We start from the raw sequence: 15,541 nt of genomic DNA on the forward strand, positions 1-15,541 counted from the left end.
GCCCCTGTGGAAGCAGACCCACCCCGACCGCGACCCCGACGCCCACCTCGCCGACGGTCAGGTGATCGAGGCCGCGGGCGCCGACCTGAAGGTCCTGCACACGCCGGGGCACGCGCCCGGCGCGGTGTGCCTGTACGACCCCGGGCTCGGCACGGTCTTCACCGGCGACACCCTCTTCCACGGCGGCCCGGGCGCCACGGGACGGTCGTACTCCGACTTCCCGACGATCATCGACTCCATCCGCGACCGGCTGCTGACCCTTCCGGCCGAGACGAAGGTGCTCACCGGACACGGCGACTCGACGACCGTCGGTGCGGAGGCCGCACACCTGGAGGAGTGGATCGCGCGAGGGCACTGAGACACCGCTAAAACCCGACAGAAGGTGTCCGGCTTCTCCTGCACGATCGACATGACAACGAGTCGAACGAGCACGGGAGGCCGGACATGCCGAGTCCACTGGAAGGCAAGGTCGCGCTGGTCGCGGGGGCGACGCGCGGAGCGGGACGCGGGATCGCCGTGGAACTGGGCGCGGCCGGCGCCACCGTCTACGTGACCGGGCGGAGCACCCGCGCGAAGCGCTCCGAGTACGACCGGCCCGAGACCGTCGAGGACACCGCCGACCTCGTCACCGCGGCCGGCGGCCGGGGTATCGCCGTCCCCACGGACCACCTGGAGCCCTCGGCCGTCCGGGCCCTCGTCGACCGTATCGACGACGAACAGGGCCGCCTCGACATCCTCGTCAACGACATCTGGGGCGGCGAGCACCTCTTCGCCTGGGACGCCCCCGTCTGGGAACACGACCTCGACAAGGGGCTCCGCATCCTCCGGCTGGCGGTCGAGACGCACGCGATCACCAGCCACCACGCGCTGCCCCTGCTGCTGCGCAGGCCCGGCGGCCTGGTCGTGGAGATGACCGACGGGACCGCCGAGTACAACCGCGACACCTACCGCGTCTCGTTCTTCTACGACCTCGCCAAGTCGTCCGTCCTGCGCATGGCCTTCGCCCTCGGCCACGAACTCGGCCCGCGCGGCGCCACCGCCGTCGCGCTCACCCCGGGCTGGCTGCGCTCCGAGATCATGCTCGACCAGTTCGGCGTACGCGAGGACAACTGGCGCGACGCCCTGGAACGCGTCCCCCATTTCGCCATCTCGGAGACCCCGCGCTACGTCGGCCGTGCCGTCGCCGCCCTCGCCGCCGACCCTCAAGTGGCCCGCTGGAACGGGCAGTCGCTGTCCAGCGGCGGACTCGCCCCGGTGTACGGCTTCACGGATCTGGACGGGAGCCGCCCGGACGCGTGGCGGTACCTGGTGGAAGTGCAGGACGTGGGGAAGCCGGCCGATGCGACTGGGTATCGGTGAGGCGAGAGGTCAGACCCCCGTCACCGGCCAACGCCCCGAGTGGCCCGGGGGGAGCGCCAGATCGTCCCGTACGGCGGCGTAGTAGCCCTCGCGTCTGGACCGCTGACGATCCATCAACTCCCGCCAGGCCTCGGGGTCGTGGGTCTGCGCACGCATGAACCGCTCCATCTCCATCACCGCGCCGACCCACGCCCGGGCCTTGTCCACCACCTCCGTACTCCCCAGCAGAAGCAGCGCCTCACCGGGCGGATCCCGGTCCACGGTCGCCTCGGCCAGCAGTGGTTCCGCCTCGGCCGGGGACAACGGGTGCGGATGCGGGTCGTTGCCGAAATGGGAGGCGACCCGGTAGGTCAGGGTCACGGACTTCTTCAGGGTCCTGGCGTACTCGGCGTACACCTCAAGCCGCCGCTCCTCCCAACGGGCGTCCCGCTCACGGCGGAACCTCGCCCGATCGCCCCGCACGATCGCGACGTACGAACCCAGGGCGCCGATCACGACACCGATGAGCGCGGGAAGTTGCTGGATGAACGCGTTCATGTCCGCACGCTATCTGCCGAGTTGATCGTTCCGGCAGTACGTTCGGCCGCATGACTGACACAACGCGCTTCGAGGGGTACGGAGTTCTCGTCACCGGTGCGGCCCGCGGCATCGGCGCGGCCATCTCCCGGCGGCTCGCGGAGGAGGGGGCGCGGGTGCTGGTGACCGACGTCGATGTGCCCGAGGCGGAGAAGACGGCGGCGGCACTGCGTGAACTCGGGCCGGCGACCGAGGCGTTCGGCTGTGATGTGGGGGACCGGGAGGCGGTGGAGCGGGCCGTCGCCCGGGCCGTTGAGTCCTTCGGGGCACTCGACGTCCTGGTCAACAGTGCCGCGCACTGCACGCCCGACCTCCCGCTCTTCGAGGACGAGCCCGACGACGAGTGGGCCAGCGACCTCGACATCACGCTGACGGGAACGTACCGGTGCTGCCGCGCCGCACTCCCGCACCTGGTCGCTTCGGGACGCGGGGCGATCGTCAACATCGGTTCCGTGAACGGTGCTCAGGACTTCGGCAACCATGCCTACAGCGCGGCCAAGGCCGGACTCACCTCGCTGACCCGCACCCTCGCCGGGCACGCCGGCCGGCGCGGCGTGCGGGTCAATCTGGTGATGCCGGGCACGGTACGGACCTCCGCTTGGGAGGGGCGGGACGATGAACTGGACGTGGTCAGCGGGCTGTTCCCGCTCGGCCGGGTCGGCGAGCCCGAGGACATCGCCGCGGCCGTCGCGTTCCTCGCCTCCCGGGACGCCTCCTGGATCACCGGCACCACCCTCGCCGTCGACGGAGGGCTCACCGCGGTCAACACCGGGTTCCGGCAGTCCCTTTCAGAGCGCGGGGCCAGGGCGCAGTGAGGCGAGGGCCGCCAGCACCCGGTCCGTATCGGCCTCGGACGTACGCCAGTTGCTGAACGCGGCGCGCAGCGCGGGTGTCCCGTCGTAGACCGTCGGGGTGAGGAACGCCTCGCCGGTGGCCGCCACGGCCTCCGCGACGGCGGTCACCCGTTCCTGCGTGGGGTTCTCGGCGAGGGTGAAGCAGACGACGTTCAGCCGGACCGGCGCGGACAGCCGCAGGCCCGGGAGCGCGGCGATGCCCTCGCCGAGACGGTGGGCGAGAGCCACGTTGCGCTCGACGATCTCGCGGTGCCCGGCGCGGCCGTAGGCCATGAGGGAGAACCAGGCGGGGAGGGCGCGCAGCCGCCGGGAGTTCTCGGGGGTGAGGTGGAGGAAGTCCGGGTCGCCGGTCGGCGGGCCGAGGTACGGGGACGCGTTGTGGAACACCCTGGTCTGGAGGTCGCGTCGGCGGGTGAACTGGACGGCCGCGTCGTAGGGCACGTTGAGCCACTTGTGGAGGTCGACGCAGACCGAGTCGGCCGCGTCCAGGCCGTCGACGAGGTGGGCGTACGCGGGGGAGAGCGCGGCGAAGCCGCCGAACGCGGCGTCCACGTGCAGCCAGAAGTCGTGCCGTTCCTTCAATGCGGCGATCGCCCGCAGGTCGTCGAAGTCGACGGTGTTCACCGTGCCGGCGTTCGCGACGACGATCGCCGGGCGGCCCTTCAACTCGCTCAGCGCGGCGCCGAGTTGGGCCACGTCGACGGCCTCGCGGTTCCCGGCGAGCACGGGCACGTAGTGCATCCGGTCGCGGCCGATGCCCAACACGGACAGCGCCTTCGAGACGCTGGAGTGCGGGCTGCCGGAGAGCACGTCGACCGGGCCGAGCGCGGCGGCCCCGTCCTGCGACACGTCCACGCCCAGGCGCTCGCCGAGCCACTCGCGGGCGACGGCGAGACCCACCGTGTTGGACACGGTCGCGCCGGTGACGAACGCCCCGGAGTGCGCCTCGCCCAACCCGAACAGCTCGCGCAGCCAGCCGACCGTCTCCCGCTCCAGAGCCGCCGCCCAGGAACCGGCCGCGCCGGACACGTTCTGGTCGTAGGCACTGGTCAGCCAGTCCCCGGCGACCGACGCGGGCGTCGCACCGCCCGTGACGAACCCGAGGTAGCGCGGCCCCGCCGACCCCGAGAGACCGGGCGCCCACCGTTCGGCGAACCGCGCGAGCGCCGCCTCGCCACCGGCCCCCTCGACCGGCAGCGGCTCCCCGTCGGGCGCCTTGTCGAGCCGGACGACCGCCCGCTCGGCCATCCCGTCCAGCTCACGGGCGGCGACATCACGGGCGGACTGGAGGAGTTCGGGGAGCCGGGACAGATCGTCGGCGAGGGTGTGGTGCATGGGCGGCAGCGTAGGGCGACGGGGCGGGCCGGGTATCGGTCCACTTCGGCGAAACTGGACCGATGGCGCGGGAATCGTCCCAGTGGTCGGCGCCTGGGAATTCCTTGGGCGGTGTCGGGGCCGTGCTGGAGGACGGGGATGTGCACCCCCTACGTCTACCGCGTCACCAAGTACGATCCCGAGGCGGGTGTCGATCGCCTGTCCGTCCGCGAGCCGGGGGTCGTGTCCTTGGCCCACTTCGGAGTCGAGCCGCCCCTGTCGGGTTTCGGGCTTGCCGGAGTCTTTCCGACGGGCGGATGGGACCAGTACCTCTACGTCGGCTGCAGCCGGCCCTGTTCGGAGGCGCCGGCACGGACCCCGCGCGCTCGGGCTGTTCCCGGGATGGCACCGCCTCACCCCCGACGCCATCGACACCGAAGCGGTCCTGGGTACCCTCCCCGCCGACGGTCTCGTCGAAGGCGTCCGGCAGGACAAAGGAGGGCCAAACACGCACCCTGACCCCGGGCAAGACCACACAACCGTAGGCACCGAGTCCCCCGCGTCCGGAAATGTCACCGGGTGACGAGGAAAGTCACCGTTTCGTTGCAGCGTGTCCGCGTCTACAACCGCCACCCGGGTACACCGGTCTAGTTGGCAGAGATCGCAGTTCAGACTGAGGGGGAGGGTCCGACATGGGGGACATACGCAGACGAGGCGCCATAGCGCTCGGTATCACCGGGCTGGTGGCACCGCTCACTCTGGTGCTGGGCGGCGCTCCGGCGCAGGCGGCCACGAGCTGTACGACACAGGCGGGGCCGTACCAGAAGCAGGTCGAGAAGTTCCTCGGCCGGCCGGTCGACGGGAAGCAGTCCGCCGCCGACTGCAAGGCCATCAAGGCCTTCCAGACCAAGCACGGCATCACACCGAACATCGGCTACGCGGGATCCGTCACCTGGGGCGTGATGGACCTCATGAACAAGCAGAAGGCCGTGGGCACCAAGCCCAACGCGGCCGGCAAGTGCCCGACCAACAAGGGCCGCATCGCCTGCGTCAACCTCACGCTCCAGATCAGCTGGATCCAGGACGGCAGCCGGCTCGTCTACGGCCCGGTCCCGGTGCGCACCGGCCGCGACGGCTACGAGACCCGCACCGGTCTGAAGAAGATCTACTGGCGGGACATCGACCACGTCTCGAACATCTACAACGTGCCCATGCCTTATAGCCAGTTCTTCGACGGCGGCCAGGCCTTCCACTCGGTCAACCTCAGCATGTGGAACCCGCCGGGCTCGCACGGCTGTGTCAACATGACCCCGGCCACCGCCAAGAAGTACTGGTCGCTGCTGAAGAACGGCGACGACGTCTTCGTGTACGGCCGCAAGCCGGGCACCTGACAGAGCCGTGAGCCGGGTAACTGACGAGCAGTCACCCGGCTTGCGTGGCAACGCCGTTACGCGGATGCGTCCCCGAAGTCCGGGATCTCCAGCCTCGCTCCGCCCTGCCGTGCCGAGTCGTGCGCGATGATGCCCGGCAGGGTGTAGCGGGCCGCGACCCACGCGTTCACGCTGGGCAGGGTGCGGGAGTTGACCGCGGTCACGAAGTCGTCCGCCAGGAAGTGGTGGCTGCCCTCGTGGCCGTTGTGCAGGTTGTCGAACTCCCGCGGCAGCCGCGACCGGTCGTGCACCGGCGCCGAGCCGGAGGTGAAGGCGGCACGGAGGTCCGGCGCGATGTGCTGGAGTGACGGATCGTCAGGAGACATGGTGGGCTTGGGCTCCAGCAGCTCGCTGATGTCCTGCACTCCCTTCTTGTCCTGCCAGAAGGCCACTGTCGCCAGCTGCTCCATGCTCGCGTCCGTCCCGAAGAACCGGAAACGCGACTCCCGGATCTGCGAGGGATAGCCCACCCGCCGGAACTCGTTCGTACGGAACGAGCCGCCGCCCGCGACCTCGAACAGCGCTGTGGCGTTGGAGAAGTCGTTGCCGAACTGGCTGACGTCCTTGTCGAAGACCCCGTCCCCGCGCTCGTCGACGACACCGATCGCCGACACGCTCACCGCGTGCGTCTGCCACGCGCCGAGCACCCCGCCCACCGAGTGCGTCGGGTACAGCAGCGGCGGATAGCTTGCGGTGGCCTTCCAGTTGTCGCCGCCGCTGTACTGGTACGCCTCGTAGAACCCCAGATCCATGTCGTGGACGTAGTCGCCCTCGGCGTAGAAGATCCGCCCGAAGGCGCCCTCCGCGATCTGGTTGCGGGCGTGCACGGTCGCCGGGTTGTACTGGCTGGTCTCGCCCATCATGTACGTCAGTCCGGTCGCCTTGACCGCGTCGATGATCGCCGCGATCTCCTCCGTGCTGATCGCCATGGGGACCGCGGAGTACACGTGCTTGCCGGCGCCGAGCCCCTTCAGGACCAGGGGGCCGTGCGTCCAGCGCTGGGTGAAGATCGCGACGGCGTCGACGGCCTTCGATTCCAGCATCGCCTCGTAGGAGGGGAAAGTGCCCGCCAGCCCTTGTTCGGCGACCAGTTGCTCCGCCCGCTCCGGGAGCAGGTCGGTCACATAGACCTCGCTCACGCCCGGGTGGGCCTGGAACAGTCGGGCGAACTGGCCGGAGAACTGGCCTGCTCCGACGATGCCGAGGGAGAACGTCATGGGTGCGTGTCCTTCTCTGACGGGGATTTCCCTGAGCGGAAATCACTGAACGAACATCACTGAACGACCATCACTGGCCGAGAATGAAGTTGATCTGCTTGTTGGTCTTGCTCAGGCCGCTCACCGGTGCGTCGTTGGCGTAGACGTCCTGCATGGCGGGGCGCATCAACGCGTACACGTCCGCCGAGTAGTTGGTGATCGGGAAGGAGAAGGTGGCGAAGTCCTTCTTGTCGGCGACCGGCCGGGTGAAGGCCGTGACGTCGATGCCCTTCTTCTCGTAGGCGGCGACGGCGGCCTTCGTGCCGTCCGGGGTCGCGGGGAAGACGATGCCGTAACTCCCCACCGCCTTCTGGCAGTTGTTCGACGACAGGTAGGTCACCCACTTTCGCGCGCCCGCCTTGTTGTGGGCGTTCTTGGTGATCGAGTCGGCCAGTCCGTTCATCATGGTCGCCCGTTTCCCGGTCGGACCGGTAGGGGTGTAGGCGGTGCCGATCTTGATTCCCTTGGCCGCGGCGTACGTGGAGATCATCCAGGCGCCGTCGAACGCGGTCGCCGCCTTGCCTGCCGCGATCTGCGCGTTGGCCGGGTTGGCGCCGTCGCTGTAGTCCGTGAACGGCGCGAGATAGCCCTTCTTCGCCAGGCCGAAGTACCACTTGACCGTCGACTGGTAGGTCTTGCTGTCGTACTGGAACTTCGTGCCCCAGCGGGTCTTGTCCGTGTAGTTCCAGCCGGCCGAGGCGGTGAAGGGACTCCACGTCGTCTGGCCGTCGGAGTCACCGGCGCCCCCGGTGGCCATGCCGTACACCTTGACGTGGTGCTTGTCGAAGCCCGGTTCGTCGCCCCGTTTGCCGTTCCTGTCGACGGTCAGATGCGCGATGGCCTTCTCGAAGGTGCCGCCGTCCGTCGGGTTCCAGGACAGGCTGTTGAGCTGGTCCGCGCTCAGCCCCGCCGACCTGGCCATCTTCTGGTTGTAGAAGAGGGCGACCGTGTCCCAGTCCTTGGGCGTGCCGTACTGATGTCCGTCCTGGCCCTGCCAGTTGGCGGCGAGACCGGGCTGATAGGCGGACGCGTCGATGCCGAGGTCGTCCAGCGGCTGGAGCACCTTCAGGTCGGCGAACTGGCCGAACTTCTGGATGTGGTCGGTGAACACGTCCGGCTGGGTGCCCGCGATGAAGCTCGCGGTGAGCTTGGTCCAGTAGTCGGCCCAGCCCAACTGGGTGATGCTGACCTTGAGTCCGGGGTTCTGCCGCTCGAAGCCCTTCGCGCAGGCCTGGTAGGCGGGGAGTTGGTTGGAGTCCCACAGCCAGTACGTCACCGTGTCCGAGGACGACCCCACGGAGTCGCCCTTCGCGCAGCCCGTCGTCAGGGACAGCGCGAGCGCCCCGGTCAGTGTCATGACCGTACGAAATCGCATGCCCTGCCCCTTACTTGATTCCGGTGAAGCTGATGGAACTCACGATGCGGCGCGCGAACACCCCGAAGAGCAGGAGCATCGGGAGCGCGGCGATCAGGGTCGCCGCCATCAGGCCCGACCAGTCGTAGCCGGTCTGCGGGGTCTGCGAGCGGAAGATCGCCAGCGCCACCGACAGCACGCGGGAACTGTCGCTGTAGGACACCATCAGCGGCCAGAAGTAGTCGTTCCAGGACGTGATGTACGTCAGCACGCCCAGCGTCAGGACCGGCGTGGACGCCATCGGCAGCAGGACCCGGAAGAACACGCGGATCTTGCCCGCGCCGTCGAGCAGGGCGGCTTCCTCGACCTCGCGCGGGATGTTCATGAAGAACTGCTTGAGGAAGAACACCGCGAACGGCGTCATGAACATCGTCGGCAGCGAGATCCCCAACAGGGTGTCCACGAGCCCGAGTTGCTTGATGAGGACGAAGTTCGGCAGCAGGGTGAAGATCGCCGGCACCATGAGACCGGCGAGGAACAGCCCGAACATGCGGTCCCGGCCGCGCCAGCGGAGCCGGGCGAAGGCGTAGGCGGCCATCGCGGAGAGGAACACCTGGCAGACGGTGATCAGGGTTGAGACGATCACCGAGTTGAGCAGATAGCGCCAGAACTTCAGCCCGCCGCCCGAACCGCCCTGTGCGATCGCCTCCTTGGTCGACTGGAGGCCGAGCGCCCGCTCGAAACCGCCGGTGGTGAAGTCGACCGGCAGCGGGTCCGAGGGGTGGGCGGCGAGACCGGTGTTGGTGGAGAGCGCGGTGCGCAGGATCCAGTAGAAGGGCAGCAGAGTGATCAGCATGATCGCGGTCATCGCGACCCAGGCGGCGACCTTGCCGACGGAGGGCCGGGGCCGGGGCGGCCGTACGATCTCCTGCTGTGCCGTAGGCGTAGGGGTGTTGGGCACGTTGGGCGTGGTGGTCAGGGTGGTCATGTCGACTCCTTCCGGTCAGCCGAGGTCGGTCTGGCCGGCGCGGGTGAGCCGGTACTGGAGGAACGTGATCGCGCTCAGCACGACCAGCAGGGCCACGGACATCGCGGACGCGTAGCCGAACTGGAAGCGCCCGAAGGCGGAGCCGTAGATGTAGTACTGGAGGACATTCGTCGCGTTCGCCGGGCCACCCGCGGTGGTCACCGCGACCGTGTCGAACACCTGGAACGAACCGATCACCGTCATGATCAGCACGACCGCGAGCACCGGCCGCAGCAGCGGCATCGTGATCCGCCAGAACATGCGCCACTCGCTCGCGCCGTCCACCTTCGCGGCCTCGTACATGTCCCCCGGGATGGCCTGCAGTCCGGCGAACAGCAGCAGCGCGGTGTAGCCGACGTGCCGCCACACGTTGATCAGGGCGATCGTCGGGATCGCCCAGGTCTTGTCGGCGAGGAACGGGATGTGGTCGAAGCCGAGCCCGCCGATGATCTCGTTGCCGATGCCGAGCTGGGTGTCGAGGATCCACAGCCAGACGATGCCGGCGACGACGTTCGACATCAGGTACGGCGTCAGCACGATCCCGCGCAACAGGGCGGACTGGGTGAGCCGTTGGAGCAGCACGGCGATGGCGAGGGCGGCCACCGTCTGGATGCCGATGTTGATGAGCACGTACTCGACGGTGACCTTCAACGACGACCAGAAGATGGGGTCGTGGACCATCCGGTCGTAGTTGTCGAGGCCCACCCACTTCGCCGGGGTCAGCAGGTTGTAGCGGGTGAAGCTCAGATAGATACCCCGCAGGGTCGGCCAGAGCAGGAAGACCAGGAAGCCCAGCAGGGCCGGGGCGATGAAGACCGCCGCCAGCCGACCGTCGCCGCTGTCTTCACGGGCCCGCGGCCGACGGGTCGGGGGACTGCTTGAGGCGATGGTCATCTGGAGACTCCCTTGTCTACGACGGCTCGTCCTCGGGCCACTTACTTTCGCCACGAAAGAATCAAGGCGTCAATAGCCGTGCAGGGATCTTTTCTGTGCGGGATAGTGGCCGTAGAATGGCCCTGTTACTTCCAGAGGAAAAGAAACCTCGGCGAGGGAAACCTTGTGGGAGTGTGACCCTCATGACCACACGTGCCGCCAGCTGGCAGCCGCTGAGCCCCGGTGAACGCTCCGTCGCGATCGAGGTGCTCGTCCACGGCCCCCTGTCGCGCACCGACCTCGCGCGCCGGCTCGACCTCTCGGCGGGCAGCCTCACCCGCCTCACCAAGCCGCTGACCGAATCCGGCCTGCTGGTCGAGGTCCCCGACGGCGGCGGCCCGGCCGAGGTCCGCCAGGGCCGCCCCTCCCAACCCCTCGACGTGGTCGCCGAGTCGCGCACGTTCGTCGGGTTCAAGGTCACCGAGGACATGGTCTACGGCGTCGTCACCACCCTCAGGAGCGAGATCGTCGCCCGCCTCGACCGGCCGCTCACCACCCACGATCCCGCCCAAGTGGCCGATCTGCTGGGCGAGATGACCGGTGAACTCACCGCCCGGTTCCCCACGCTCACCGGCATCGGTGTCGGTGTCGGCGGACTCGTCCAGGACCGTGCCGTGGTGGGGGAGTCGGCCTTCCTCCAGTGGAGCGACGTCCCGCTGGCCCAACTCGTCGAGGAGCGCACCGGGTTGCCGGTCGTCGTCGAGAACGACGTGGCCGCCCTCGTCGAGGCCGAGACCTGGTTCGGCGCAGGACGCGGCCTGGACCGTTTCGTCGTCCTCACCATCGGCGCGGGCATCGGCTACGGCCTCGTCCTCGGCGGCAAGCGGGTGCCGTACGCCGAGGAGGACCGCGGGTTCGGCCGTCACTGGATCCTGAACCCCAACGGCCCGGTCACCCCCGCCGGTCAACGCGGCAGCGCCGTCTCGCTGTTGACCATCCCCAGCATCCGCTACCAGATCCGCGCCGCCACCGGACTCGACCTGACCTACGAGGAGATCCTCGCCCGCGCCGCCGCCGGTGAGCCCATGCCCGCCCGCGTGATCGACGAAGCCGCCAGCGCGCTGGGCACGTTGGTCGCCCAGATCGCCAACTTCGTGCTCCCGCAGAAGATCCTGCTCGCCGGAGAGGGCGTCGGCCTGATCGACGTGGCCGGCAAGACGGTGGACGACACGCTCCGCGCCCACCGGCATCCGCTGGCCGCCCCGCTCGACGTGGAGACGAAGGTGTCCGACTTCCACGACTGGGCGCGTGGCGCGGCGGTGTTGGCGATCCAGGTGCTGGTGCTGGGTGTGGCCGAGGTGTGAATTGCGTTACAGGGCTTGACAGATGACGTGATCAGTAACACGGTCCGATATGTCCGGTTAGCTCGCGATTACTCACATCGCCTTCACCTTCGGCGACGTATGCTTCACACCATGTCCACCAGTGTTGAATCAGCCACCGAGCGATCGGCAGCCGAGGTCAACGAGGAGATCAGGGCCCTGTGGCACCGATCGGGCGGGACACTGAGCGTCGAGCAGCGCGAGGAGTACCGACGGCTTGTGATGGAGTGGGCCGCCGCGGCTCCGCAGCCGGCTGAGGCGGCCTGAGCGCCGCCGCTGTCGACCGACGCAGGTGTCGTTGTCGTTGTCGGTATCGCGCCGCCCGGCCTTCCTCGTGACCCCGGTCCAGCCGGCCGAGCCCCTGTCGACCCGACCGACCCGATCACTCCCGTCGAACATCCTTGAGTGATCAGCCCCACATCGCCGAGTAGTGCCGCTGGAAGGCCTTGCGGTCCTGCTCGGCGCGGATCCAGCGCGTCGCCACCAGCGCGATCAGACTTCCCGCGATGACCAGCAGGCCGGGACCCACGTTCTTCGGGTCCGTGAGCCGGGCCGCCAGCGTCGTCGACCCGGACGCCGCGGTGTTCGTCGCGGGAGCGGAGGTCCCGGGCGTGGCCGCACCGGCGGCTGCCCCGCTGCCGGCTGCCGAGGCGGACGGTGCGGGCGAGGCGGCCGTCTTCGGCGCCACCAGCAGCTTCACGTTCAGCGCGGCCAGCGCCTTGGTCAGCGGCTGGAAGAACGTCGTACCGCCCGCCGTGCAGTCACCGCTGCCGCCCGACGTCACGCCCAGCGCGATGCCGTTGGCGAACAACGGGCCGCCGCTGTCGCCCGGTTCGGCACACACCGTGGTCTGGATGAGACCAGTGACCGTGCCCTCGGGGTAGTTCACCGTCGCGTTGAGCGCGGTCACCTCGCCGTCGTGCAGCCCGCTGGTGCTGCCGCTGCGGAACACCTTCTCGCCCACGGCCGCGTCGGCCAGGCCCGTGATGGTCACGCCGCTGCCGTTGCCGATCGCGACGACGTCCGCGCCGTCGCCCGCCGAACCGCTCGCGTACTGCACCAGGGAGAAGTCGCTGCCGGGGAAGTTGTCGGAGACCGTCTTGCCCAACTGCTGGTCACCCTGGTTGTTGGCGAACCAGATGGACCCGACCGGTCCGCAGTGCCCGGCCGTGAGGATGAAGTCGTTCGTCCCGTCGGTCACGTTGAAGCCCGCCGAACAACGCCCGCCGGTCGACAGGATGGGCTGCGCGCCATTGATCCGGGTCGTGAACTTGCCCTCTGTGCGCTGCATCTGGACCGAGGCGCCGATGCCGGTCGCGACCTTCGTCATCGCGTTCCAGCCGGCGGCGGACACGCTGCTGTCGGCCTCCACCAGCACCCTGTTGTTCCGGTAGTCCATCGCCCACGCGGTGCCCGGCACCTTGGGCGCCGAACTCAGCGTCGTGGCGGCCGAGTTCAGCACGTTCATGCTGTACCGCACGACCTTCGCCTCGGCGCCCGCCGTCGTCACCTCGGCCGCCGTCTTCGCATCGGTCACCGCGACGACCGTACGGCCGCCCGCATCGACCCAACTGCCCGCCGTACGGGCCGAACCGAGCTTCGCCACCAGGGCGGAACCCTTGTCCGCGGGTGTCTGTGGCGCGCTGAGCGTGGCGGCGGACGTGCCGGAAGAGTCACTGGCCATGGCCGCCTGGGTGACCATGGCACCTCCCAGCAGGAGTCCGCCGACGGCCGCCAACCGTGTAACTCGCCGGATGACCCGTCGTCGTGCGTGCCTCATGCTTGGCTCCCGAACCCCGAACGTGCGGTGCGACACCGCGGGACCCTCCGGTCGTTGAGTGCCCTTCCTCCATACGTGGCCCGGCGCTCCCGTGTTCACCCGACGGAAGATCGGCTTCAGCACTCGCGACCAACGAGCGGTCTACACGGCCGAGTTGGCCTCGGCGATACCCAGCCGGAGCCCGCTGCCCTCGTCGCCCCAGACGGAATCCGTGCCGACGTACGGGCGCAGCAGCGTCGTGAGGGCCGGGTCGCCGCGGCCGTTCAGCTCGTCCGAGGCGAGCTTGCGGGCGATGCCGGCGAGGAAGTCGGCCAGCTGCACCCGCGCGTCGGACCGGGCGGCGACGAGCTGTACGTTGCTCAGCGGGGCCGACTCCATGATCCAGGCGATCCGTTCCGGGGTGAGCAGGTTCTGCCGGTCGTGCACCAGCCGCACGGACCGGCCCCCGGCGAGCCAGTACCGGGCCGTGCTGACGATCGCGGGGAGCAGCGGATTGAGGACGGGGAACAGCACCGGTGAGTTCCGCATCCGCTCCCGGTACGACTCCGCGCGCGACCGGGCCGCCGCGAGCCGTCCCACGATCACACCCGCGGTCGTACCGGAGTACTCGTCGCGCAGTGCGTCGACCGTGCGGAAGAAGACGTCGGCGGGGACGGTCGCCGCCGCGTCGTTCCTGACCCGCAGCAACCGGTTGGAGGCGGCGAGGAACTCCCGCCATTCCCGCTCGCCGAAGGTCCGAGGGCCCTCCCGGAACAGGGTGACCGCCTCGGTGCCGTCGCCCTCCCCGTCGAGGAGCAGGTCTACGGCGCGGTCCACGACGAAGAACGTCTTCTCGGTCAGATGCACATGGGCGTTCCCGTCCCGCAGCGGCCCGGCGGGGCCGAGGAACGACTCCAGTACGTCCCGGTGTCTGTCCCGCAGCAGATGGTTCGCCTTGTACTCCTCCGCGGGCGAGCGGATCCGGCGCCGTATCTCCTGCACGTACCCGGCGGCCGTCTCCACGGGGAGCCGCACACTCGCATGGGCGAAGACGTCCGTGTTCCCGCCGGTGAGGTTCTCGCCGTCCGAGCCGGACTCGTCGCAGGCGATCTCCGTCAGGGCGCCGTTCTCAGGATTCCCGGTCACCGCACATCCCCCTATCTTGTGCCTCATGACCAGCATCCCGCAGGACACGTCCGGCGAACCGAATCCCCTGCGCGCCCTCACCCTCGACCGCCTGCGCCGTCGTACGAGCATGAAGTGGCGCACGTATCCGGAGGACGTGCTCCCGGTGTGGGTGGCCGAGATGGACGTGCCGCTCGCCGAACCGGTGGTCCGCGCGGTCACCGACGCGCTCGCGCTCGGAGACACCGGCTATCCCGCCGGTACGGACTACGCGGAGGCGCTGGCCGGGTTCGCGGAGAAGCGGTGGGGCTGGGGCGGGCTCGCCGTCGAGCGCACGCGGATCGTGCCGGACGTCATGCTGGGCGTCGTCGAGATGCTCCGGCTGGTGACCGGTGCCGGTGACGCGGTGGTGGTGAATCCGCCCGTGTATCCGCCGTTCTTCCAGTTCGTGGAGCACATGGACCGGCGGGTGGTGGGCGCGCCGATGGGGGTGGATCTGCGGATCGACTTCGGCGCGCTGGAGGACGCGTTCCGGCGGGCGGTCGAGGGTGGGCGACGGGCCGCGTATCTGCTCTGCAGCCCGCACAACCCGACCGGTACGGTGCACACCGCTGAGGAGTTGGCCGATGTCGCCGCCCTCGCAGAGCGGTACGGGGTGCGGGTCGTGGCCGACGAGATCCATGCGCCGGTCGTGGCCGCGGGCGTGACGTTCGTGCCGTATCTGAGTGTGCCGGGTGCGGAGAGCGGTCTGTCGCTGATGTCGTCGTCGAAGGCCTGGAACCTGGCCGGCCTCAAGGCCGCCCTCGCTGTCGCGGGGCCCGCATCGGCCGCCGACCTGGCCCGGCTTCCGGAGGAGGTCGGCCACGGTCCGAGTCACGTCGGCGTCATCGCCCACACGGCCGCGCTGCGCGACGGTACGGCGTGGCTGGACGCGCTGTTGGCCGGCCTCGACGACAACCGGCGGCTCCTCGCGGACCTGCTCGCGGAGCATCTGCCGGCGATCGGCTACCGGCCCGCCGAGGCTACGTACCTCGCCTGGCTCGACTGCCGGGCGCTCGGCCTCGGTGATGATCCGGCGGGGGTCTTTCTGGAGCGGGGCCGGGTGGCGCTGAGCCCCGGAATCGACTTCGGGACCGGGGGAGTCGGGCATGTACGGCTGAATGTGGCGACGTCGCCGGAGGTGATTGCCGAAGCGGTACGGCGGATGGGGGTGGCGCTGGGCTGAGCGGGGT

General features: G+C 69.4%; 15 protein-coding genes. 7 read left to right on the top strand and 8 right to left on the bottom strand.

Annotation, left to right across the window (positions count from 1 at the left end):
- Together AC31A1_RS29810 and AC31A1_RS29815 are read left to right on the top strand one after the other, a co-directional pair.
- Positions 1 to 358: MBL fold metallo-hydrolase (locus AC31A1_RS29810; RefSeq protein ID WP_489656294.1), on the top strand; the 358-nt coding region annotated here is incomplete at its 5' end.
- Between the two features lie 86 nt (positions 359 to 444).
- A complete protein-coding gene (locus AC31A1_RS29815) occupies positions 445 to 1,359 on the top strand; it encodes an SDR family oxidoreductase (protein ID WP_489656295.1) in 915 nt (304 codons plus the stop codon).
- Positions 1,360 to 1,368: 9 nt separating this feature from the next.
- Here AC31A1_RS29815 and AC31A1_RS29820 read toward each other — a convergent pair whose 3' ends face one another.
- Positions 1,369 to 1,896: a hypothetical protein gene (locus AC31A1_RS29820; RefSeq protein ID WP_489656296.1), complete on the bottom strand. Its 528-nt coding sequence runs from the start codon at positions 1,894 to 1,896 to the stop codon at positions 1,369 to 1,371.
- A gap of 50 nt (positions 1,897 to 1,946) precedes the next feature.
- On the opposite strand from AC31A1_RS29820, the gene AC31A1_RS29825 reads away from it, so the two are divergent.
- A complete protein-coding gene (locus tag AC31A1_RS29825; protein WP_489656297.1) occupies positions 1,947 to 2,750 on the top strand; it encodes an SDR family NAD(P)-dependent oxidoreductase in 804 nt (267 codons plus the stop codon).
- Here AC31A1_RS29825 and AC31A1_RS29830 read toward each other — a convergent pair.
- Positions 2,724 to 4,124 (bottom strand): pyridoxal phosphate-dependent decarboxylase family protein, encoded by a 1,401-nt coding sequence (locus tag AC31A1_RS29830; RefSeq protein WP_489656298.1) that lies wholly within the window; start codon positions 4,122 to 4,124, stop codon positions 2,724 to 2,726. The genes AC31A1_RS29825 and AC31A1_RS29830 overlap by 27 nt on opposite strands.
- A 671-nt stretch (positions 4,125 to 4,795) precedes the next feature.
- Between AC31A1_RS29830 and AC31A1_RS29835 the strand changes: the two genes are divergently transcribed.
- Entirely contained in the window at positions 4,796 to 5,494 is a 699-nt protein-coding gene (locus AC31A1_RS29835; protein ID WP_489656299.1) for a L,D-transpeptidase family protein, read from the top strand.
- A gap of 56 nt (positions 5,495 to 5,550) precedes the next feature.
- Here AC31A1_RS29835 and AC31A1_RS29840 read toward each other — a convergent pair whose 3' ends face one another.
- From AC31A1_RS29840 to AC31A1_RS29855, 4 genes are all read right to left on the bottom strand, one after another.
- Positions 5,551 to 6,750, bottom strand: a complete 1,200-nt coding sequence (locus tag AC31A1_RS29840) for a Gfo/Idh/MocA family protein (RefSeq protein ID WP_489656300.1) — start codon at positions 6,748 to 6,750, stop codon at positions 5,551 to 5,553.
- Between the two features lie 70 nt (positions 6,751 to 6,820).
- On the bottom strand, positions 6,821 to 8,164 hold the full coding sequence (locus AC31A1_RS29845) for an ABC transporter substrate-binding protein (protein ID WP_489656301.1): 1,344 nt from the start codon (positions 8,162 to 8,164) through the stop codon (positions 6,821 to 6,823).
- 10 nt (positions 8,165 to 8,174) lie between these two features.
- Positions 8,175 to 9,131 carry a carbohydrate ABC transporter permease gene (locus AC31A1_RS29850; protein ID WP_489656302.1) on the bottom strand — a complete coding sequence of 319 codons (957 nt, stop codon included), beginning with the start codon at positions 9,129 to 9,131 and terminating at the stop codon, positions 8,175 to 8,177.
- Positions 9,132 to 9,146: 15 nt separating this feature from the next.
- Positions 9,147 to 10,064 (bottom strand): carbohydrate ABC transporter permease, encoded by a 918-nt coding sequence (locus AC31A1_RS29855; RefSeq protein ID WP_489656303.1) that lies wholly within the window; start codon positions 10,062 to 10,064, stop codon positions 9,147 to 9,149.
- A gap of 182 nt (positions 10,065 to 10,246) precedes the next feature.
- Between AC31A1_RS29855 and AC31A1_RS29860 the strand changes: the two genes are divergently transcribed.
- Positions 10,247 to 11,407: an ROK family transcriptional regulator gene (locus tag AC31A1_RS29860; protein WP_489656304.1), complete on the top strand. Its 1,161-nt coding sequence runs from the start codon at positions 10,247 to 10,249 to the stop codon at positions 11,405 to 11,407.
- 99 nt (positions 11,408 to 11,506) lie between these two features.
- Positions 11,507 to 11,692 carry a hypothetical protein gene (locus AC31A1_RS29865; RefSeq protein ID WP_327399287.1) on the top strand — a complete coding sequence of 62 codons (186 nt, stop codon included), beginning with the start codon at positions 11,507 to 11,509 and terminating at the stop codon, positions 11,690 to 11,692.
- Positions 11,693 to 11,834: 142 nt separating this feature from the next.
- On the opposite strand, the gene AC31A1_RS29870 is transcribed toward AC31A1_RS29865, so the two are convergent.
- Both AC31A1_RS29870 and AC31A1_RS29875 read right to left on the bottom strand, forming a co-directional pair.
- Complete coding sequence (locus AC31A1_RS29870) at positions 11,835 to 13,205, bottom strand: S1 family peptidase (RefSeq protein WP_489656305.1); 1,371 nt, start codon at positions 13,203 to 13,205, stop codon at positions 11,835 to 11,837.
- A 141-nt stretch (positions 13,206 to 13,346) separates the two neighbouring features.
- Positions 13,347 to 14,357: a hypothetical protein gene (locus AC31A1_RS29875; RefSeq protein WP_489656306.1), complete on the bottom strand. Its 1,011-nt coding sequence runs from the start codon at positions 14,355 to 14,357 to the stop codon at positions 13,347 to 13,349.
- On the opposite strand from AC31A1_RS29875, the gene AC31A1_RS29880 reads away from it, so the two are divergent.
- Positions 14,356 to 15,534: a MalY/PatB family protein gene (locus AC31A1_RS29880; protein WP_489656307.1), complete on the top strand. Its 1,179-nt coding sequence runs from the start codon at positions 14,356 to 14,358 to the stop codon at positions 15,532 to 15,534. The two genes, AC31A1_RS29875 and AC31A1_RS29880, sit on opposite strands and share 2 nt — an antisense overlap.
- Positions 15,535 to 15,541: the final 7 nt, after the last annotated feature.

The sequence above is a fragment of the Streptomyces sp. P5F9 genome, assembly GCF_057961495.1.